The 22,042-nt window shown below is 60.4% G+C and carries 6 protein-coding genes; 2 read left to right on the top strand and 4 right to left on the bottom strand.

Features of this window, described 5'->3' with window-relative positions:
• Positions 1 to 155 precede the first annotated feature (155 nt).
• The gene (locus tag J7357_RS17825) at positions 156 to 5,519 is read left to right on the top strand and encodes a non-ribosomal peptide synthetase (RefSeq protein ID WP_209248525.1); all 5,364 of its coding nucleotides are present in this window, start codon (positions 156 to 158) and stop codon (positions 5,517 to 5,519) included.
• A gap of 37 nt (positions 5,520 to 5,556) precedes the next feature.
• On the top strand, positions 5,557 to 6,060 hold the full coding sequence (locus tag J7357_RS17830; protein WP_209248527.1) for a nuclear transport factor 2 family protein: 504 nt from the start codon (positions 5,557 to 5,559) through the stop codon (positions 6,058 to 6,060).
• On the opposite strand, the gene J7357_RS17835 is transcribed toward J7357_RS17830, so the two are convergent.
• From J7357_RS17835 to J7357_RS17850, 4 genes are all read right to left on the bottom strand, one after another.
• Positions 6,057 to 7,802, bottom strand: coding sequence for a cyclic peptide export ABC transporter (locus J7357_RS17835; protein ID WP_209248529.1), 1,746 nt, complete (start codon positions 7,800 to 7,802; stop codon positions 6,057 to 6,059). The genes J7357_RS17830 and J7357_RS17835 overlap by 4 nt on opposite strands.
• Positions 7,799 to 10,189: a penicillin acylase family protein gene (locus J7357_RS17840; protein WP_209248531.1), complete on the bottom strand. Its 2,391-nt coding sequence runs from the start codon at positions 10,187 to 10,189 to the stop codon at positions 7,799 to 7,801. The genes J7357_RS17835 and J7357_RS17840 overlap by 4 nt, the downstream gene beginning before the upstream one ends.
• 90 nt (positions 10,190 to 10,279) lie before the next feature.
• Positions 10,280 to 11,059: an alpha/beta fold hydrolase gene (locus J7357_RS17845; protein WP_209248533.1), complete on the bottom strand. Its 780-nt coding sequence runs from the start codon at positions 11,057 to 11,059 to the stop codon at positions 10,280 to 10,282.
• Positions 11,060 to 11,149: 90 nt separating this feature from the next.
• Positions 11,150 to 22,018: a non-ribosomal peptide synthetase gene (locus J7357_RS17850; protein ID WP_209248534.1), complete on the bottom strand. Its 10,869-nt coding sequence runs from the start codon at positions 22,016 to 22,018 to the stop codon at positions 11,150 to 11,152.
• Positions 22,019 to 22,042 lie beyond the last annotated feature (24 nt).

The following is a 22,042-nucleotide window of genomic DNA, read 5'->3' on the forward strand; positions in this document are numbered from 1 at the left end:
AACTTCTTCGAACTCGGGGGACATTCCCTGCTCGCCGTGCGCGTGATGGAGCAAATGCGGCGCGCCAATCTGCAGGCCGACATCCGGACGCTCTTCACGACGCCCGTGCTGTCCGAGATCGCGGCCAATACCCAAGAATACGGAGAGATCTTCCTATGAGCATTTCCGCCATCCGCGCCACGCTCGAGCGCCTGCAGGCCTCTCTGCGCGTAGCCGAGGGCAAACTTGGCCTTCGTGGTCCCGGAAGTGCACTCAGGGATCGCGAACTGATCGAGATGATCAAGCAACATCGCGAGGAAATCATCGCACGCATCGAAGCCGGCGAGGCATTCGAGTACGAGCGGACGGAGACGCAGGAGATTCCTCCCAATCTACTGGTACCAGGCGCCGATCGCATAACGCCGGAACTGCTTCCGCTTGTCACGCTGAGTCAGGAAGAGATCGATCAGATCGTCGCCTCGGTACCGAATGGCGCACGCGGCATACAGGATATCTATCCCCTGACGCCCTTGCAGGAAGGCATGCTGTTTCATCATCTGATGGCAGAGAAAGGCGACCCTTATCTGATCTGGAGTATCTACAGCTTCGCGGATCAGGAGATTTTCGATGTCTACATCAAGACATACGATCAGGTAATAGCGCGTCATGACATCCTGCGCACGGTACTGCGCTGGGAAGCACTGCGCGAGCCAGTCCAGGTGGTGCTGAGAGAAGCACATATACATGTCGAATACGTCGATCTCGATGCCGCCGGCGCAGATGTCGTCGCACAATTGAAGGCACGCTTCGATCCTACGTTCTATCGTCTCGACCTGCGCGATGCACCGCTGATCAAACTGATGGTCGCACGCGACATGTCCGGCCGGTTGGTGGTCATGGAGCTTTCGCACCATCTCACGACCGACCGCACCACAGGTGACATCATCACCTCCGAACTGATGGCGATCATGGCGGGCCAAGGCGAGCACCTTCCTCAGCCGATTCCTTACCGCAACTTTGTGGCGAAGCTGCGCTCGGGTCTCGACCGGAACGAGCATGATGCCTTTTTCCGCGATCTGCTCCAGGACGTGGACAGGACGACCGCGCCGTTCGGCCTTCTCGACGTACATCGGGATGGTTCCGAGATCATAGAGAGCAGTACGGTGATCGATGGCGAACTCGGCCAGTCGATCTCGAACATCGCACGCGCAAAGGGGTTGAGCGCAACGGCGATGATCCACGTCGCCTGGGGACACGTGCTTGCACGGCTCTGCAACACCGATCTGCCCGTATTCGGCACGGTCATGTTCGGCCGACTCAAGACCGGCGGAGGCAACGAACGTATTCTCGGTGTGTCGATCAACACGTTGCCGGTCTTGGTCCGTGCAGAGCGCCCGGTGACCACCTGCGTCCGCGACATGCAGACGCTCCTGGCAGACCTGTTGCATCACGAACATGCACCGCTCACCGCCACGCAGAAGGCCGCCAATCTTCCGAATGGCATTCCGCTGTTCACATCGGTGATCAATTATCGGCACAGCAGCGCGAAGGACCGATCGGTATCAAGCGCGGTCGTTCCCGACATTGCCGTGGACAAGGTCGAGTTCATCGCACAACACGAAGGAAACAACTACCCTCTCACCCTGTCGGTGGATGACTACGGAACCTCGTTCAAGTTCATGATCCAGGCTGCCACCGGAATCGATCCTGAGCTGATTCTTTCACTGGTGCGGGTCTCGCTGGCAAATATCGTCGATGCGCTTTCGGCGGCTTCGCCTGTGTCGCTCAATGCACTGTCTGTGCTCACTCGCGAACAAGAACAGGCGCTCATCCTCGGTTGTCGTGGAGAAACAGTGCCCATCCCTGAGAATCGCTGCATCCACCATTTCTTTGAGGAGCAGGCGGCGGCGTCACCGGACCGTCTGGCGATTCGCTCCGGCGATCAACGCATGACCTATGGCCAACTTGCCAGTCGTGCGAATGGCATCGTTGGGCGCCTGCAGCAGGCCGGGGTCGGCAAAGGCGCGGTTGTCGGTACCTGCCTGCGCCGTTCAATCGATCAGGTCGCCACTATGATCGCGATTTTCAAGGCTGGTGCGACGTATCTGCCACTGGATCCAGACTATCCCCAAGAGCGTCTCGATTACCTGATGCTCGACAGCGCCTGCCGCGTCGTGGTGACGCTGGATTGTCATGCGGAGCGTGTTGCCGGAGACGGCCGTACGTTGATCGCGCTGGATGACTGGCCGGATGCCGCCGTTGCCGCTGTTCCTGTGGATGTTTCTTCCGAAGACGTCGCATACCTGCTCTATACGTCAGGATCAACCGGACGTCCAAAGGGTGTGATCGGCCTGCACCGTGCCTTGACCAGCCGCCTGCTGCCAGAACGCAGGCTTCGCGACGGCTCTGAAGTATACGGCCAGAAGACGTCGATCAACTTCATCGACTCATTCTGGGAAGTCTTCATGCCGCTGACGACAGGCGGCGTGATCGAGATCCTTCCGCACGACACAGTCCAGGATCCCGACGCGTTCTGTCGCGTCCTCGGCGAGAGCAGGATCAGCCATCTCGTCCTGGTGCCGACTCTATTGGCTGCGATGGTGTCGCACCTGCAGGCAAGCCGCACTGCGCTCCCCGACTTGAAGTACTGCGTCTCCAGTGGCGAGCCGCTGTCGTTGGAACTGGCGAACCGTTTCGTAGCGACCTTGCCGCACGTCGACCTGATCAACATCTATGGAACCACCGAGTTCTGGGATGCGACGGCGCACCGCGTCTCGCCCTTCGAGGCGCGGACAGGTGTGGCGCTTGGCATGCCGATGCCGAACGTCGGACTCTACCTGCTGGACGAACGCCTGCGCCCCGTACCGCATGGGGTCGAAGCGGATCTCTATGTCACCAGCCTTGGCATCGGACCCGGCTATTACGGCAGGCCTGATCTCAGCCACGCATCCTTCCTGCCCTGTCCGTTCGAACCAGGGCGCGTCATGTACCGTACAGGCGACAGGGTCCGTTGGCGAGAAGGAAGCGGCCTGGAATATCTTGGCCGCGCGGATCGCCAGATCAACCTGCACGGCTACAGGATCGAGCCTGGAGAGATAGAACATGCGTTGATCGAGCACGCTAGCGTCACCGATGCGGTGGTCGTTGCCCGGCGACAAGACGAAGACACGCATTTGGCCGCCTACGTTGTGCCGGCAACCGATGTCCGTCAGGAAAGCGGCCATGTGCCGTTCGGGCTGTTCTACTTCTCGGATTCGGGAGCGACCTCCACAAGCGACGAAATAGCGTTGTACATCGAGACGGTACGTCGCGCCGATACGCTCGGCTTCAACGCGGTCTGGACGCCAGAACGCCATTTCACGGAAGTCGGAGCCGTGTTCCCGAATCCCTCGGTGCTCAGTGCGGCGGCTGCGATGGTCACCAGTCGCGTGCGCCTGCGTTCCGGAAGCGTTGTCCTGCCGCTGCACGATCCGCTACGCGTCGCAGAGGAGTGGGCAGTCGTCGATCGGCTGTCTCATGGTCGCGTTGAACTGTCGTTCGCCTCGGGCTGGGTTCCCAACGATTTCGTGCTGAAGCCCGAGAACTTCGCCGATCGCCACGCGGTCATGCTCAAGAGCATCGCGGATGTGCAGAATCTCTGGCGGGGCGGTCCGATTTCTCGGACCAATGGCGTCGGCGCAGAGGTGGACGTGCGAAGCCATCCGCGTCCGATACAGGCCGAATTGCCAACATGGATCACCGCTGCCGGCGCACTCAAGACCTTCGAGGATGCTGGCCGGCTCGGCGCCAATGTACTTACCCATGTGTTGAACACAACCACGGTCGGCCTGAGCGAAAAGATCGCTGCCTATCGTAAAGCTCGTCGTGATGCCGGTTTCGATCCGGCGACGGGCAAGGTCGCCGTCATGGTCCATGCGTACGTCCATGAAAATGCGGACACCGCCATGACCGAAGCGCGGCCACATTTGGAGCGCTATTTCACCTCTCAATTGAGGCTACGCAAGGAAGTCGGTGCCGCAGTAGGGCTTGAAGTCCTGGCGGATGAGGAGTTGTCAGAGGAGCTGATCGGCCTGGCGGTGGAACGCTTTCTCGCCACCAAGGCGCTCGTGGGTTCGCCGGAATCGTGCGTTCCGATCGTCCACGAACTCTATGACGCGGGTGCTGACGAGATTGCATGTCTCATCGATTTCGGATTGCCTGGAGAGCGCATCCTGGCCGGGCTCGACAGTCTGGACCGTTTGAGCAGGATGAGTGTGCGCGGCCTGCGTCCACAGGAGTTGGCCACGCACCTGAAGGTACGATTGCCTTCCTATATGCTGCCCGATAGCATCACCGTACTCGAACGTCTGCCGCTGACCCCCAACGGAAAACTAGATCGGCTCGCCCTCCCCGACCCGGAAACGCAGCGGGCGACGCGGGCATTCGCAGCGCCTCGCAACGACGTGGAGGCGGAACTGGCGCGGATATGGGCGGAGGTACTGAGATTGGAAAAGGTCGGCATCGACGACCGCTTCTTCGACCTTGGTGGAAATTCGGTTGCAGCGATCCGCATGATCAACCGCGCAAAAAAGGCGCTTGGCTTGAATCTTTCTATCCGGAACCTGTTCGAGCAACAGACAATCGAAGCCTTGATGAGCCTGCAGGCTGCGGAGATTCCGTCTGTTGCGGCTTTGTCCGCGAGCCAATCCAAACGGTCGACTTCTGCGATGATGAAGCTTTCGCCAGGTAGCGCGGCGCCTCCTCTCTTCTGCATACACGGTGGCACAGGCGATGCTTCCTTCTATGCGAAGCTCGCCAGCCGCCTCGGCAGCGCGGCGTCGGTCCACGCTATCCAGTACCCAGCACTCGCTGGTCAGGACATCGCGTGCGAGTCCATCGAGCAACTCGCAACGATCTACATCGGATTGATCAAGCAGCATCAGCCGACCGGCCCCTACCGCCTGCTAGGCTGGTCCTTCGGTGGACTGGCGGTCTATGAAATGGCGCGCCAGTTGCGCCGGGCCGGCGAGGAGGTCTCGCATCTGGTCATGCTGGACGCGCTGATCGCCAGTGGCGAGCCGCCGGTGCAAAAGTGGAACGAACTGGAGGCACTGTATTACCTGTTGAAGGTGAACGATCTGCTGCAGTACGTCGAGGATATCGGCGATCTGGAGCGTGCCGACACGGCGAGCCTCGATGTGGATACGTTGCTCGACCGCGCACTGGAATTGTTGAAATCGCGCCAGTTGGTCACGACAGATGGCTTCGGTCGCGATGAGATGCTGAGGAGTCTCTGGGCTGTGCGTGACGTCATTTACATGAGCTTGCGCTATCGCCCGCTCGGATTGGAAGGAGACGCACTCTACGTAGCGGCTCGCGACGATGCGCACGACATGCCGGGCATGGTCGGCCAATGGAAAGGCCTGGTTGCAGGAGACCTGGAGTTGGTGACGGTCGACATGCGCCACAATCGGATGTTCGACGATATGCACATGTCGGAAATTGCCGCGATCGTGCGCGACGCCTTGATGGCCGCAGATGTCCACGCGGGCGCCGAATGAAACAACCATCCGCTCTACCGCAAGGAACCTGTCAGACATGAAACGTATTGCCGCGTTCAGCCTTCTTTTCTTTGCCACGGCTTTTGTCGCTTCGGCGAAGCAACCCGCGCAAGCTGAAGATCAGGGGGCGATCCATGCCGTCGTCGAATCGTTCAGAACCGCGATCATCGAACGCGACAAGCCAAAATTCCTTTCCCTTTTCGTCAAGCCAGACTTGCCCTGGCAGTCCGTGCTGACCGATCGCAGCCTCGCGAAAGTACGAAACGAAAGTCCGAAGGCGATCAAGGCGCGCTTCAAAACCGAAAACAATCCTACTGCTTTCATCGACGAAATCGCCAATAGCCCCACTTCCAGCGAAGAGACATTTTCCAACGTCAAGATCGACTCTGATGGCGACGTCGCGACGGTCTCATTCGACTATACCTTTATAGCCGATGGCAAAGCGACGAATTCCGGACGTGAATGTTGGCTATTGGTAAGGACAGAGTCCGGGTGGAAAATAACGACTCTCGCCTATTCCGTTGAGCTGGCGGCGGATTAACGAGGCGATTCGGGCTCGACTCCGCACAAGGAAAAACCATGGCGTGCCACTGGCGAGGCTGCATCCACTGGCTTGGCGCGATCTATGCGCGCAATGGTTCCCTCTTCCAGCGTCACCAGCTGATCGGCGACATCGAAGTAGCGGTCGTCATGGCTGATGACGACGATCGCCTTGTTGCGGCGCTTGAGCGCCGGAAGCACTTCCCGATAGAAGACCGCCTTGAATTCGGGATCTTGGTCGGCGGCCCATTCGTCGAACAGGTAAAGGGTGCAATCGTCCAGAATCGCGGCGAGCAGCGCGAGCCGCCGCCGTTGCCCGTCGGAGAGGGCCAGCGTCGAAAAGCGTCCTTCCCGGTATTGAACCTTGCCTTCAAGGCCAAGCATCCTCAGGTAATGTTCGACCAGTGGCGCGACGGCGTCGGTCTCCCCGGCCCGACCCAACACGCGGTCGAACAGATAGTAGTCGGAGTAGATCGCACAGATCGATTGGCGCAGAGCGCCGACGCCGCTTGCCGCGAGTGCAGCGCCGTCTACCAGAATGCGTCCATCCGACGCGCGGTAGTGCAGCGTAATCAGTTTGCTCAGGGTGGATTTGCCTGAACCATTGCCGCCGACGATGAACGTGATTTCACCGAGGCGTAGTTCCAGGTCGATCGGTCCTACCTGGAAATGCCGCTCATTGGCTTCAGCAATGTGCCGGTAGACGACACCCTCGAAGCGAATGCCGTCACGGATCGGCATCACCGTGGCCGACGTACCGACTTCCTCTTCGGGGATCTCGGCAGAAAGCGCCGAGAAGCGTTGCAACGATACCCTGGCGAAACTCAATAAAGGCAGGTTGGCAAGAATCATCGCGACAGGACCGGTCAGATAGAGCAGCGCCATTACCACGCCGATCAGCTCAGCGTTGCTGATCAGGCGGTAGTTGACGAACACGAACATGATGCAGCCGATGACGAAGAAGCTCAGCAGGTCTCCATAGGTGCCCGCTGCCCGGAACAACGTGTGTCCTGCCTTCTCGCCGCCGCTGACATTTCTTTCGTGGTTCATCAGGACGGATTCGAAAAAGTCCCGCTGTTTGGCATCGCTCAGCTTCAACTCCTTGATGCCGTGAATCAATCCGTTCATCGACTGTTGCAACTGATCGTAGGCCCTTCTCGCCGAGACAAAGCGACGCTGGGCCAAAAGCATCGGAATCTGATAAGTGAGGATGCCGAAGAAGATGCAACCGATGACAAAAAAGAAAACGTCGACATTGAGGACCAGCAAAAACCCCAGCATGCCTACCGTCACGATGGTGTCGATCATCAGATCGGGCATGACTCTCGCGCCATTGACGATGCGCGGAATGTCCGTGGTGAGCGCTGCAATCAAACGTGCCTCGCCGATACGCTCAAGCGCTGGCAGCGGCGCGCGTACGATGCGCTGGTACATGCTTGCGCGCAGATCCGAGGCCACATCGATCGACAATCGTGTGAGCATGATTTGGGAAAGAGAGCGCGCCACGAGGATGAACAGGCAGGTCAGGGCGAAAATCGCCGCGAATGGCGCGTGCGCGATCTCGAGTCCTAGAAAATGCGGAGCCCGTTCAACCACGTGCTCGAGCCGAATGTCTTCGTTGCTGATCACGCTGAGTACCAGCGGAATGAGCAGGGAGTAGCTGGCACCAGAGAGCCCGCCGAGCACCACCGACGCGAACACCCGATTCGGCGCGCGCGCCGAGAACTCACTGAAAAGATTCATTTTCTTGGCTCTTTTGCGGCACCCGCGTTGTCGCCGAGCGGCAAGTAGCGCAATGCCTGGAACGGCCGCACCATGTCATCGTAATGCGGACTCAGCGGGTTGCCCGATTGTCCGGTCGAATTCATGTAGACGTGGGCGATCCGGTGCGGCCCCATCGCCATGATCTGGCGAAAGCCAGGGCCGAACCCCTGCAGATAGCCGTCCGCATCAGCGAAGTCGGATGGTGCGACATTGATGCTGTTGTCGGAACCGCCATTGCCGATACGCCGCTCGAATAGCTTGTCGAAAGGCTTGATCCTGCTCATCGGCATGTGGCGATAGATAGTGCGGTGCACCGAGTCCCAACGCCAATCCTGCATACTCCAATCGCCCCGCAGCTTGTGCAGTTCATTCAGCGCCGCTGTCTGCGAGACGGCCAGGGCGTGTGCGCAGTCTTCGCGATCGGATGTGTTGCGCCGGTCGCACCATCTGTCCGGATCTTCTTGAACTAGCAAGGCAAGGCGGGACAAGGGAAGGTCGCTGCCCAGTTCGCCGAGCAGGCGCGTACCCTGGGGATCATCCCACTTCGTCCTGAGCTTGTCGGCGAACACTTCATCGCGAAAGTGCCGCATCCATGCATGGAAGATCGCGGCAGCCTGGCTGTCAGCGCGCATGTCCCCATCCCACGCGTCCAGCAATGCCGCGGCCGTTGCCGAATGGCCGCCGCGCGGCAGCCGAGGGCGTAAGAGAGATAGCATCGCAACCGCGTCCAGGTCCAAGGTGTCGCCCTGGATGCGCGCCATGTCGGGAATGCCGAGTTTCTTGCCCTCTTCGATGCGGGAACGCAAGAGCTGTTCGATGCGCTGCGCGCGCGCAGGTGGTGCCCAGTCGTGAGAAATGAAAAACGGATAGTCGCGACCGACAACCCGATTGTTGGCGTTGACCAGGTAGCCTGACGGCGGGTCGTAGCTTTGAGGCCACGCCTCGGTAGGTACGTACCCCGACCATCCATAGGCATCGTCCCAGCCCGGCACAGGCATGGTGCCTTCGCCTTTGCGTCTGAGAGGAAGCCGACCGGCGCCAAGATAGCCGATGTGGCCGGCCCGATCGGCATAGAGCATGTTCAGTGTAGGCGCGACATGCAGGCGCAAGGCCGCCTGGAAGTCTGCCCAATCCTTGGCGCGATTGAGCCGAAAGAAGGCCTCATAGCTGGTATCGCCAGGATCCAGGCCGGTCCAGCGCAGCGCTATCGGCGCATCCAATACATGGTAGTAGTCACTGATGATCGGCCCATGTCGACTGGTGCGAACGGTCAGGCTGACAGGTGCATACGCTGGTCGCAAGCTGGAAGGGAAATCCGGGCGAACGCGGATTTCCTCAAGTCGGCTCTGGAAGGGTTGTAGGCCGCCGCCCGCCTCATAGCGGGTTCCAGTTGCATCGATGCGCTCAAGGAAAAGATCCTGGGTATCCGCCATCATATTCGTGCCGCCCCAGGCGATGTCGTCGTTACGTCCGAAAATCACCAGCGGCAAGCCAACCAGGCTCATGCCGGCGACATGCAATGTCGGCGTACGCACATCGAGCACATACCACAGCGATGGAATCTGTAGTCCGAGATGTGGATCGTTGGCGAGTATCGAACCGCCGTCGACCGTGTGGGCGCCGGCGATCGCCCAAGCGTTGCTGCCAGTGCCGGGAACCGCCAGGCGGGTCTGTGCAACGATCCGGTCGTGTGCCTGCGCAAGCATCGTGAGCGATCGCTGCTCCGCAGCGGAAGGAACCGTTGTGGGCCCATCATCCGGATCGTCGGGGAAGAACAGGCTAACCTGGCTCGGAGTCAGCCATGCTCCGGCAAGTGCCCGGCTTATTTCCCGGCGGTAGTTGCCACTGAGGTTCAGCGCGAATACCTTGATCCAAGCGAGCGAATCGATTTCCGTCCAAGGTTGCGGGCGAACGCCCAACAGGTGGAACTCGACTGGCAGGGTCGACGTATCTGCGATCGCCGCATTGATGCCGGCGGTGTAGGCGCTCAGCGAGGTCTGTGCGTCTTCGCTCAGCGCTGGCCAGGCACTTTGCGCGGATGCATGCAACCCGAGAGTCCGGAACCATACATCGAGATCGACACTGCCTTTCCCGAATACCTCACTGAGCTGTCCGCGCACCATGCGGCGCTGCACTTCTAGCTGCCAAAGGCGATCCTGGGCGTGCGCGTAGCCGACTGCGAAGTACGCGTCGCGGTCGTTTGCCGCACGAATATGCACCGCACCGTTGGTATCTCGCCGTAGTTCGACCGGTGCACTCACGCCCCGCGTGATAAGCGTCAACCCGGCTGCGGGCAAGGCCCGATGCAGTCCGATCCAGGCCCATAGCGACAGTGCGACCAACGGAAGAAGGACGAACAGCAGCATGCGCGTCAATAGCGGATATCGCCGGAAAGCTCTCTGTGCTTTTGCCATCAGCAACTCCGGGTCGAACGCAGCGCCGCAGTTCGCGCGCGATCAACTGACATGGCGCACCGACATCGGAGCAGAGGGATTGCGCAGCCGGGAGAGAACGAGATCAATAACCTCGGCACGACAGGGGTTGAGGAAGAAGTGTCCGCCGTCGAACCAGCATGTGGAAAATTCAGCATTGGTTTCCAGAGCCCATCCATCCACCTGATCGAGAGTGCGACGTTCGTCGTCTCGCCCTGCGAGTGCGGTGATCGGTACGGAGAGACGCGGGCCAGGTCGATAGCGATAGGTCTCGGCCATGGCGAAATCGGCACGGATCGTTGGCAGAAGCAGCGCAAGCAAGTCCGGTTGATCGAGAATCTCCGAAGGCGTCGCGCCGTAGTTCCTCAGCACCTGTGCGAGACCTGCATCGTCTAGGCGATGATAGTTGCGCTCGTGATCGCGGAATCGTGGTGCATGCACACCAGAAAGAAACAGGTGTGTCGGTAGCACTGCGCCGAGCTGCGCAAGCGCGCGGCTCAGCTCGAATGCGATCAGGCCGCCTAGGCTGTGCCCAAAAAAAGCAAATCGACGATCAACGGTCCGGGAGAAAGCGGGTGCGAGTTCGCGGATCAGTGCAGACAGCAAGTGGATCGGCGCCTCGCGAAAACGCGCACCTCGCCCCGGTAGTTGGACGCCGCACACCTCGATGGAGTCAGGCATCAATGCTTGCCAGTCGAGAAAGGTCGACGCGTTTCCTCCCGCATAGGCGAAGCAGTACAGCCGGAAGGAACGCGCCGCGCGCAGTGATGGAGGCCGGATAAACCAAGCATTGTCGGCAGTCACGTCTTGCGTCTCGAAGGGAAGCAGTGAACAGCCATCCTCGCAGACTCAAAAGGAGCCCGAATCGCCAACAGTATGGCATGCGAAGCCGAATCATCCATGCGCCATGTCCTTTTCGCCGGCATTCAGCGCCTCTTCGAGCGCCTGCAGTTCCTCGAGAGAACAATCGCCAAGTTGCGCGGTCAGGATCAGCTCGGAGAGATCGGCGAACATCGGATTCTGGAAGATATCCATCGCCGAGACGTGTACGCCGAAAATTTCCTGGATGCGCAATGTGAGCTGGACAACCGTCAGTGAATGCCCCCCCAATTCGAAGAACTGATCCCGGCGCCCCACCCGCTTGACGCCAAGGAGTTCCGACCAGATCTGCGCCAGTGCTTGTTCCGCTTCGCCGTCGGGCGCTTCATAGGCATGCGCGACCAATGCGGCATCGTCGGGTAGCGGCAACGCCTTGCGATCCAGCTTTCCATTCGGCGTCATCGGCAATGCGGCCAGCGCGACAAAAGCCGACGGCAGCATGACGTCGGCCAACTGTCTGGATAGCTGGTCGCGCAAGCCCTGCGCCGTCAGTTCTGCGCCTTCGCGGGCGACGACATAAGCGATCAGGCGCTTGCCCGCCGGCGTATCCCGTGCGACCACGATGGCGTCGCGAACTCCCTCGCACGCCTGTAGCTTGGATTCGATCTCCCCCAACTCGATCCGGAAGCCGCGAATCTTGACCTGGAAGTCATTGCGCCCGATGTACTCGAGCGTGCCGTCAAGCCGCCATCTACACAGGTCGCCGGTGCGATACATTCGCCCGCCTTCTGGGGAAAAGGGGTCGGGAACGAACTTCTCGCTCGTCAGAGGTTCAGCCCCGAAGTAGCCCCGGGTCACGCCTTCCCCGCCAATGTGCAACTCGCCCGCGACGCCGATCGGAACGGGCTGTCCGTGGGAGTCGAGTACGTAGGCGGATGCATTCGGAATCGGTCGCCCGATCGGCACATCACAGTCGGGCGGAAGCGATCCAGCCAGGAAATGCATCGAGGTCGCGTTGACCGTCGTTTCCGTGGGTCCGTACGTGTTAAGGATGTCGCAGTGCGAGCCCGCAGCAGACGACAGCCAGGCCGCGAGATGCCGGCGTTCCATCTTTTCGCCACCGACGTTCGCCATGCGAGGCCAGCGCTGAGGAACCAGCCTGCCCTCGACCACCTCTTGACACCACTGCTGCCAGAACGCGGTAGGAAGATTCAGCAGATCCGGCGCGTGGCGGTCGAGAAGCGCCACAAAGGCCTGATCCGGCGCGACCAGCGATGCCGGACGCAAGACCAATGTTGCGCCGATCGAGAGCGCCGGGAAGATTTCCTCGACGGATGAATCGAATGCATAGGTCGCGAATTGCAGGATACGATCTTCCTGCTGCAAACTACAGATCTCGCATTGAGCGCGTATAAGGTTGGACACTTGCCTATGCTCGACCATCACGCCCTTCGGCCGCCCGGTCGAGCCCGATGTGTAGATCAAGTAAGCCAGATGCGATGGCAACAGCGACGGCACGACCGGATTCGTATCCGGCCAGGTACTCATCTGCGCGGCATCGGCGAGAATCACCTGTGCCGCGGATGCAGCCAACCATGGTTGATCCTGCAACACGGTCGATGTCGTCAGCACAACTTTGGGTGAGCAATCCGAAAGTACAGTGGCCAGGCGTTCTTGCGGGTAGGCGGGATCCAGAGGCACGTAGGCGCCTCCCGCCTTCAACACGCCCAACATTGCCGCGATCATCTCCGGGCTTCGCTCGAAACAGAGTGCGACACGCGTATCCGGCACCACGCCGGCAGACAGCAGCGAATGTGCGATGCGATTGGCCATCGCGTTCAAGTGAGCGTAATCAACGACGCGATCCTCGAAGAGGATGGCTGTTCGTGCCGGCGTCCGCAGTGCGTGCATTTCGAACTCTGCGTGCACAAGTGTTGCTGTATCCCAGTTACGGGCTGTTGCATTGAACGTACGAAGGAGCAGATTTCGTTCGTCCTGAGGCAATAATGGAATCGAGGCGACAGACGCACTTGCGTCGGAAACGAATGCATCCAGGATTCTTGAAAAATATCCAGTCCAACGCTGGATGGTCGATCGATCGAAAAGATCGGTTGCATACTCTATCCGGCCACTGAGCCCACCCTCTTCCTCGATGAGCGAAAGCGAAAGATCGAAGTCAGCACTGGTCTGCGCAGGCGTCAATTCCTCAAGCGTCAAGCCATCCAACTGCAACGATGTCCGATGCGTCGTATCCAGTGAGATCAGACTCTGAAAGATGGCATTGTGCGAAAGGTTGCGCACTGGCTGTACTGCCTCGACGACTTGGTCTAAAGGCAGTGCCTGGTGCGCGTAAGCGTCCAGAGCCACCGACCTGACATGCGTCAACAGCGAATTGATGTCCGTTGCATCGTCCATCCGCACACGCAACGCGAGAGTGTTCACAAAGAATCCGACCAGCGGCTCGATCTCTTCGCGCTCCCTGTTGGCCACGGGTGATCCGATCACTACCTCGTCCTGGCCGCTAAGCCGGGTCAACAGTACCGACCAGGCGGCAAGCAATGTCATGAACAGCGTCGCGCCATTGCGTTGCGCGATCTCGCGCAAGCCCGAAGTGACAGAAGGTGGTATCCGTATTGCCACGCTTGACCCGGCATACGTCTGCACCGCTGGACGCGGCCGGTCCGTGGGCAACTCAAGCAACGTAGGCGCGTCGGCGAGCTGCTCCCGCCAATACGCCGCATCAACCGTGAGTTGGTCCGCTAGATGGTGGCGCTGCCAAACTGCGTAGTCGACGTACTGAATCGGAAGTGGCGGCAACGGGTCATCCTTACCCGCTGCGAATGCGTTATACAGTGTCATCAGCTCTCGGCTCAGTATCCCGATCGACCAGCCATCCGAAACGATATGGTGCTGGGTCACAAGAAGCACATGCTCTTCTGCCGAGATTTTCAGCAGGCGACCACGAATAAGTGGCCCGCACGAAAGATCGAAACGCTGTTCGGCTTCCTGCACGCCAAAGCGCTGCAATGCGGATGCGCGCGCTTCGGCCGGCAACCCGCTAAGGTCTTCGTCGATAAGGCGGAAACCCGTCGTCTCTGCATTGATTTGCTGCGTGGGAAGGCGTCCAGTGAGTTCGAAACGGGTCCTCAACACTTCGTGCCTAGCGACGATGCGGTCCAGCGCACGGCCCAACGCCTGGCGATGCAGGTACCCGGTCAGTCGAAATGCCGCTGGAATGTGGTACGCGAGGCTTGCCGCGGGGTCCAGACGATCAAGGAACCACAGCCGCTGTTGTGCCCAGGATAGAGGCAATGACGCCTCGCGGTCAGCTCGCTCGATTTCGAGGCGTTGCTTCGTCGATCCGATCTCTTCCAATGCAGAAGCCAGCTCGCGTAGCACCGGTCTCAGAAACACGACGCGAAGCGGAACTTCAACGGCGAGTGTCGCCCGTACCCGCGCAACCACTTGTACAGCGATGAGGGAGTGCCCACCCAGTTCGAAGAAGTGATCTTCGCGACCGACTCGCTCGATTCCCAGCAGCTCCGACCATATGCCGGCCAGCGCACGTTCCATGTGGCCCTCCGGACTGGCGTACGCCCGCGAAGCAAGAGCTGCGTGATCAGGAACCGGCAATGCGGCTCGATCCAGCTTCCCATTCGGCGTGACCGGCAGTGCGGGCAACAGCACGAATGCCGATGGCAGCATATGGTCCGCCAGTCGACTCGACAGCCATTCACGTAGAGCACTCGCCGAGAGCGTGTCTTCCCTGTGCGGGTCTGCCACCACATAGGCCACCAAACGCGGTGCGCCCGCCGCGTCGTCGCGTGCGATCACGATCGCTTCGCGGACGCCGTCGCATGCAGACAGTTGCGCTTCAATCTCTCCCAACTCGATCCGGAAGCCGCGCACCTTGACCTGAAAGTCGTTGCGACCGAGATACTCCAGGACGCCGTCGTGGCGCCAACGCGCAAGGTCGCCGGTACGATACACGCGCCCGCCTCGCAGGAAAGGATCTTCAAAGAAGCGCTCGGACGTCAGGTCCGGGCGCCCCAGGTAGCCGCGTCCCACCTGCACGCCGCCGATCAGCAATTCTCCGACCACACCAACCGGCACCGGCGCATAATGGCGATCCACCACGTAGATCCGCGTATTGGCGATCGGACGGCCGATCGGCACGTCATCCGAAGGCTCGCAGCGCCAGCATGTTACGTCCACAGCCGCCTCGGTCGGACCATACAGGTTGTACAACGTCGTATCGGGCCAGCGCGCCAGCATGTGGTTCTGCAGCGCTGCAGGCAGTACTTCGCCGCTGCACAATACCTGCCGCAAGCCGCGGCAGCGTCCTGCTCCCACCGCTGCGGTAAACGCACGCAGCATCGAGGGCACGAAATGCGCCATCGTTATCCCTGAGGATTCGATCAGGTCGGCAAGGTAGGCAGGATCCTTGTGACCCTCAGGGCGCGCCAGCACCAGACGTGCGCCAGCAAGCAGCGGCAGGAAGAACTCCCAGACCGAGACATCGAATCCAGCCGGGGTCTTCTGCAAAATGCGATCGTCCGCGCACAGCGCGAACTGCGATTGCGCCCACAACAGGCGATTGACAACAGCATCGTGCTGGTTCATTGCCCCCTTGGGGCGGCCGGTCGAACCCGAGGTATAGATGACGTAGGCGAGATGCGACGCGGTCAGGCCAAGCGTCCTTGGTTCTGGATCGTGCTCCGGCATGCTTTCGAAGGCGCTGGCGTCGTCCAACCACAGGATCGGTACTGCTGTCTTCGGCAAGGTGGATGCAAACATGCGCACACTCAGCAACAGCCGTGGAGCGCTATCTTCGAGCATGTAATCGAGACGACCCACCGGGTACCCGGGATCCAGCGGCACATATGCACCGCCCGCCTTGAGAATCCCGAGTAGACCCACCACCAAGTCGAATCCACGTTCCGCGCAGATCGCGACGCGGACGTCCGGGCCCACGCCCTGCGCAATGAGCGCGTGCGCGACGCGATTCGCCAGGCGATTGAGTTGCGCGTAATCGAGCGTGTTGCCGTCGCACTCCAACGCGACGGCACTAGCATTACGCGAAACCTGCATTTCGAAAAGTTCATGAACTAAACGATCGCCTTGCGGATAGTCGACCCGAGTTGCATTGAAGGACTCCAGAACTTGCTCGCGTTGTGCCGGCGGCAGCACAGGGAGCGCATCGAGCTCCGCTGCCGGATCGGCCAGCATGCCCCGCAGCAGCATTCCCATTTGCTCGGACCAGCGTGCAATGGTGTCAGGCGCAATCAGCGCTGGGTTGAACGCCATCTGGACCACATTCGGCGTCGCGTTGTGCAGGCACAGCGCAATAGTGCACTGTGGCAGCGGCAGGTTCGCGTCTCTGACGACGATGGCATCGAATGCCGCCTGCGTGCCGTGCCGCTGCAGCCATGCGCCGAAGTCCTCGAGCGAAGGCAATGCGTGCGTGGCAGCCAGGCCCCTCCCCCGTGCGACCGACCCGAGCAACGCCTCGGTGGTCGTCGCAGGCTCCAGAAGAATCGGCAGCGCGCCCGCCGTGGGCTGACCATCGCTATTCGATGCGGTCCATCCGATCGCGAACGCCGAGTCTCCACTCAGCCGGGCGAGCAAGGCACTGAATGCGGAAATCCAGACGACGTCCGGATCGACGGCACGACACCGCGCGAACGCCTCCACCGCCTCCACGTCGATGGAATGCAGCGTTTGCCGCACCGTTGGAACCGCAGCAGACCCTGGACGATCGAGCGGCAACGCAAGCCTTGGCGAGACATCGCGCAACTGCGTTGCCCAGAAGCCGAAGGCTGCATTCGCATCATCGAACGGGACCCAGCGCAGGCCCTCACCCGCGGCCACCTCCCACTGTGCGGCCGCGTCATCGAACACCACGCAATTGGCGATGAAGTCCGAAATGGCCGTCTGTGCCGAATCAGCGGGAAAAGCGCAGGTTGCCACGCACAGCATATGCCAGCCGTCTTGCACGCCGACCCCGGCCGCGAATACCGCCCTGCGTTCTTCGGCCAACATAGAGACCGAGCGGATCATGTCGGCGCCGTTTGCGCCGCTGCCAGTCTCCAGTGAGATGAGATCCAGTGCTCCTCGCCCATTGAGCGCTTGCAGGGCGCTTGATTCGGTGACCGCGGCGGCAACTGTACGTTCCGCCGAATCATGCAACAGAGATGGATCGATGGATGCTTTTCGACGCAGCAGATGTACGGCCGATGTTCCCCCGAACGGGAGCACAGGCAAGCTTACCTGGAGCGGCATTGGAATCGCGGCGTCGAAATCTACAGTCATTGCATCGAGCGCGCCTGTAAAAACAGCAAAGAGCCGTTCCGCATAGGCATCCGAAAGGCCAAGTCGTGAACTGAATACGACCTGGAAACCGTCGGAGACGTCTCCGCCAACATGCGTGGCGAATTCGAAATTCACCTCCTCGAACTGCTCGCCAAGCTCTACCTGCAACCAATCGCTTTTCACGAACTTGGAAACGACATGGAAGTTCGTGTAGGTGAAGTTGGCATCGACCGTCAAACCTGGATTACGTTGCAGAATGCTAGCGAGCGCATAGCGACGATGCGGTTTGACGTGCGATTCGATCTGGCGCAAATGCGCTGCCTGACCGTGCCAGCTGAGGCCACCAGGCAAATGCGTGGGCAGCACGTTGAGGAACAGGCCGATCATGTTCTGGCTACCACGTGCCTCCAGGCGACCGTTGTCCGTGTTCCCGGTCAGTATGTCCGGCTGCCCTACCAGCGACCGGAGTACCTGACCATGCGCCATCAGCATCAAGATCCTGATGGGGACGCCCGTGCGTTCCGAGAGAATCTGCACACGGAGCGCCAAAGCGCCGTCGATCGATCGCTGGCGCTGGGCGAACGGCCCGGCGATGCGAGCGACCGGCGCGGTACGCCGCAATGGAGGCAGGGCTTGGCAAAATGCATCCCAGAATTTGATGGATTCGTCAATCGAAGCGTCCGCAGCTACAGTGGCTACGTAGTCGGCATAGCGAAGGCCGCCTGTATCGAAGACATCCGCGAGAGCCGTGCCTTGAAGATCATGCCGGTAATACTCGAGTATCTGCCGCTCGAGCGTCGCCATACTCCATCCATCAAGGATGGCGTGGTGCGCGTCGATGATGCACTGCAGACGATCCTCGCCCAGGCGCAGCAGCGTGAATCGAATCAAGCTGGGGCCTTCGAGCGGCAACTTCTGACGTTTGAGTGCTGCGACACGGTCGTGAACGAACGCATTTTGCGCTGCATCGTCGAGCGTACTGATGTCCTCGCTTTGGATGTGCGCAACGACATCGCGGTGGACAAGCTGCAACGGAATGGAGAAGGTGGCGAGGTCGAAGCCCGTGCGCAATACCGGCTGCTCGGACACGACTTTTTCGATCGCGCGTCGAAGCGCCGCCTCGTCGTAGTCGAACTGCAGGCGGAAGGAGAACACATCGTGGTAAGCGGCACCGCGTTCATCAAGAAGACTGTGGAACAACATGCCTAATTGCAAGGGCGTGGCCGGATAGGCGTCTTCGAGGCCGGGAGGAAGCCTTTCGCGATCCTGGCCAGAAAGCAGCGAAAACGCAAGGGTGTGCCTAGCGACCTCCGCATCTGGCGGTAAGCTCGACGATTCCGACGCGAAGGCAGCGAGATCGCGCAGGGTCGGATAGCGGAAAAGGTCCGCGACCGTCAGGTTGATTCCTTGCTCCCGCAACTCTGCGACAGCCTGGATCGAAAGAATGGAGTCACCCCCCAGGCTGAAGAAATCATCGTCGCGCTGACGAACATCGATGTGCAACAGTCGCTCCCACACCGATGCGATCGTCCGCTCGACCGGATCGAGTTCGATCGGCGTCCCCTCGCACCGATGCCGCTGTGCTTCGAACAAGGCGATGAGGGAGCGACTGCATACCTTGCCATTGGTGGTGAGAGGCAGCGTGTCGACAAAGACGAACTGCGCGGGAACCATGTGACGCGGAAGTTGCCGCAACAGTGCCGTCTTGATCTGATCCGATGAGATCGGCGCAGGGCCACCGTCGATGAAGGCGAGCAGCAGCTCCGATCCGTCGCTGGCAAGTCGCTGGATGCTGACGGCGCGTGAAGGCAGTAGCGCGCCGAGCTGATGCATGATCTCCCCGACCTCCACGCGCTTGCCTCGGATCTTGATCTGGCCGTCGCGTCGACCGAGATAGACGATGTTTCCATCGCGGTCCAATCGGCAATAATCACCGGTACGGTAGACACGCCGTTCGAGACCAGGCAACGCGACGAAACTAGACTCCGTCAACGCCGCACGCTCATGGTACCCGATGCCCACACCGAATCCGGCAATGACCAGTTCGCCGGCAACGCCCTGAGGCACCGGCCTGAGCTCGGCATCGACGATCCACGCCCGAACGTTCTGAATGGGACGTCCGATCACCACACTGTCGCGCTGCAGCCAGGCGAACCGATCGCCACGGTAGGCGACCGAGATGTCGGTGCATTCGGTCGGACCATAGATGTTCGCGACATTGGCAGTGCAAGCCGTACTGGCCAGCCATGGGAGCAGCTGACCGCGGTCCAGTGCTTCGCCTCCCATCGCCAGCATGCGCAGACTGCGTAGCGAGGCGAATCCTCGCGCTTGGTCTTCGCGCAGCAATGCATAGGCAGCGCTGGGCGCGCAATTGATCAGCGTCACCCCTTCCGAGGCGATCTGCAAAAGTTGGTCGGCAGGATCGAACCGGTCGGGTCGTGCCAGTACGAGCGTACCGCCTGTCATCAGCGGAACGAACACATTCTTGATGGATGCGTCGAAGCCAATGGGGATCATCAGGAGCACGCGGCAATTGGCGTCGAGTTCGGCGAACCTGATGTACCAGTCGCACAGATTGGCGAACGCCCGATGATCGATCAGCGCACCTTTGGGCTGGCCCGTCGAGCCGGATGTATAAAGCAGGTACGCCGGTGCATGGTCGTCGATCCGCGGCCATCGATATGGGGGCGGATCGTCCTCGCTCAGCGCATCGACGTGCAGCACGAAGCCGTAGTGCTCGGGAAGCAACTCCTGCATCGCCTCGGAGGTCACGACCACGCCAACGCCGCTATCCTGCAGCGTGTGATCGGTATGCTCGCTGGGATAGCTGGGATCGAGCGGGACGAATACGCCTCCCATGCGCATCACCGCAAATACCGCTACCGCCAGCTCCGGTGAGCGCTCCAGAAAGACGCCGACTTTGTCGCCCGGGCGAACCCCCATTCGTGCCAGGCGGGCGGCAATACGGTCGGCAAGGGACGCGAACTGCCTATAGCTCAGACGGCTGTCGGGTGAGCTCACCGCGATGGCGTCGGGAGCGCGTTCCAGGTGCGTGTCAAAGCGCGTGAAAACATGCGATCCGTCCACCGGTACGACGTCGCCGTGCACGAGCGGCGCAAGCCGGCGCGCCAACGGCGCATCCAGCAAGCCATGGATGGGCGCTGACGCATCCTCCAGGCAGGCCTCGATCAGTTCTAGATAGAGATCCAGCCAACTATCGATTGTCTCCGCATGGAACAGATCGCGATTGTAGAACGCCTCGATTTTGTCACCTGAGATTTTCAGGGTGAGGTCGTATTGAGAACGCACTTCGTTTTGCGTTCTCTGGTGCACCTCAAGCCCATCCAGGGCCGGGAGCGTAGGCGCTTCGCGTTCGTAAAGGAACTTGACCTGGAATATCGGCGGAAAGGCGGCATCGCGCTCCACGCCGAGATCGTCCACGATCTGGTCGAATGGCATGTCCTGATGATTGAAGGCCGCCAACACGGACGCGTGCATGTCATGCAGGAAGGAGCCGACATCAATGGCATCCTGAATCCTGCATCGCTGGGCAAGCTGGTTCACGAAGAACCCGGCCATGTCCTGCAAGCCGGGCTGATCGCGGCCATATACATCCGTGCCGACGACCAGGTCCCGATCGCCGCTGAGGCGGTGCAGCAACAGGCAGTAGGCGCCAAGCAGGAATGCGTAGTCGCTGATCCGGTGTTCGCGCGCGAAACGTGCGATACGGTCCGGAGCGGACGCCGGCAGGGTTCTGGATCTAAGACCTCCCGCAAATCCCTGCACGGGCGGCCTCGCCGCGTCCAGCGGCAACTCCAGTACGCTCTTAGCGCCTTCCAGCGCATGGCGCCAGTAGGAGCGCGAGACATCGTAAATTCCTGCCTCGAAGCGCTTTGTCTGCCAGGCGGCATAGTCGAGGTAGGACATGGCATCCTGTGGCTCGGGCAAAGGGTGTTTGGCGAGCAGGTCACGATATGTCTTCGCGAATTCCGAAACGAAGTTGCGGATCGACCATTCGTCCGTTGCAATATGATGAAAGCAGAACAAGAGCGTGTGGTTGTCCGGCGCGTGTCGCAGCAGGCAACCCCGAACAGGCAATTCGCTCGCCAGATCGAACGGCCGACAGGCGATGCGCTCACGCGCCGCCAGCACCAGTGGAACATCGTGGCCATCTGGGCCGTCGGCCTCGACGAGCTCCATCTTGAAGACCAGATCATCACGAAAGCGTTGCACGGGCAGGCCCGCCTCGATCTCGTAAGTGGTCCGATAGATGCGATGGCGTGCGACGGTCGATTCGAGCGCCTTAACGAACTCGGGTTCCTTCATGTGCCCGCGCAGTTCCAACTCGATCGGGAGATTGAAGTGCGTCGCCTGTTGGTCGAGTTGATAGAGGAAATAGAGCCTTCGCTGTGCGAACGACAACGGCGCCGGCTCGCCCGACGGAAGCGACGCTGGCAGCGCTGGCAGTGCACCCGCATAGCGCGCGATCAAGCTGCTCTTGTGGGCCTTCAGCGCAGCGACCACGGGCTCGGTCAAAAGCGCCTCGTTGCCGCTTATACGCAGACGGCCGTCCGCGACCGAAATGCCGATGTTGTTTTCTTCGATGAATTGGACAAGTTCGAAAAGCAGCATGACAACCTCGGTATGCGGTTCTAC

Source organism: Xanthomonas sp. D-109 (assembly GCF_017746095.1).
In the GTDB taxonomy this organism is placed as follows: Bacteria; Pseudomonadota; Gammaproteobacteria; order Xanthomonadales; family Xanthomonadaceae; genus Xanthomonas_A; species Xanthomonas_A sacchari.